This is a genomic window from Cryobacterium sp. MLB-32 (genome assembly GCF_000738085.1).
In the GTDB taxonomy this organism is placed as follows: Bacteria; Actinomycetota; Actinomycetes; order Actinomycetales; family Microbacteriaceae; genus Cryobacterium.
This window is the reverse complement of sequence record NZ_JPRS01000317.1, coordinates 1-1,294: the sequence shown is the minus strand read 5'-3', so window position 1 is coordinate 1,294 and position 1,294 is coordinate 1. Positions and strand designations below refer to the sequence as shown.

The following is a 1,294-nucleotide window of genomic DNA, read 5'->3' as shown; positions in this document are numbered from 1 at the left end:
TTTGGGGTGCCGTTCAGTATGCGCGTTATTTCGGGGTCATCCGCCCCGGGTATGAACGTTAGGAGCGGTTGATCAGTCTCTCCGTTCGCTCGTGAGAGAATCAAGGAATGGCAGCTGTTGTAGACATTAGAGATGGAATCTGCGCGTACTTGCAGGGTGGATTAGGCAATCAGCTTTTCATCGTTGCGGCGGCGTGGGAACAGGCTGATCGGCTCGGCTGTCCTCTGTACATCGACGGGGCACGATTCTTGGGATCCGATCCGATCGAATTCGCTCGGGAGACTCCTCGGCACTTTGATCTTGAAGCGTTGAGCCTGCCAGGCCGGGTCCTGGGGATGGATTCTCCCTGGTTGAGAAACTCGCCGCGCCGACCGCGCCTCATTCGGCAGCCCGGGCGTGGATCGGCCCGGCTCGCAGTGTACAAGCAGCCTGGTTTCGGTTTCGACCAGAAGATCAACGACATCACCGTTGGAACCACAATTGTGGGATATTTTCAGTCGCCGAAGTACTTTCCCTCCGTAGCGGACCGTGTGCACTCCATGATCTGGAATGCGACGACCAGCGAGGGCGAAGAGGCCGTGCTCACCGAGCTCGCTGCCGAGCCTCGCGTCACCGTCCACATGCGCCGAGGAGACTATCTGGGGGCAGCTGCACGTGCGCACCACGGGATTGCCTCCGCCGAGTATTTCGAACGTGCCTTGGCCTTGAGTGATCGCTTGGTGCCGGCAGCAGAATCTCTGGTCTTCTCCGATAGCCCGGATGTTGCTCGTGACGAGATGGGCGAGCGCCGCGGCCTGCATTTCTTCGATGCCGCGGAGTCCCTCGGAACTGTGGCCACGCTCAAAGCGATGGCGTTGGGCACTGGTTTCATTATGAGCAATTCGTCCTTCAGCTGGTGGGCGGCCTGGCTGATGAGTCGTGCCGGAGAACGACCCGTGGTTGCCCCGCGGCCCTGGGACACCTCTGGCGAGAGCGCGAGCGATCTGCTTCTGCCCGGTTGGATGACGCTCGATGCTCGATAACGCACCAGAGGAAGCCATGAGCACGGCGAAAACCGCGGACTTCTCATGGGCCAAGACCACAACCTGGCTGCTGTCAGCCACCGTGCTGCGCAACGTGGGCTTGATCGTTATCCTGATCATGCTGGCGAGATTGACAAATTCGGAGACCGTTGGGCAGTACGCCATCGCGCTCGCCATCACGACACCTATCTTCGTGATGGGCCAGCTAGGGCTGAAGAACGTCTACCTCACGATGCATCGGGACTTTCGTTTCCGTTCATACCTGACGATCC

At 59.6% G+C, this 1,294-nt stretch carries 2 protein-coding genes; both read left to right on the top strand.

Annotated elements, in window-relative coordinates; genetic code table 11:
• Nucleotides 1-416: 416 nt before the first annotated feature.
• Complete coding sequence (locus tag JF66_RS18095) at nucleotides 417-1,022, top strand: alpha-1,2-fucosyltransferase (protein ID WP_035880203.1); 606 nt, start codon at nucleotides 417-419, stop codon at nucleotides 1,020-1,022.
• A 16-nt stretch (nucleotides 1,023-1,038) separates the two neighbouring features.
• Nucleotides 1,039-1,294: hypothetical protein (locus JF66_RS18090; RefSeq protein ID WP_035880201.1), on the top strand; the 256-nt coding region annotated here is incomplete at its 3' end.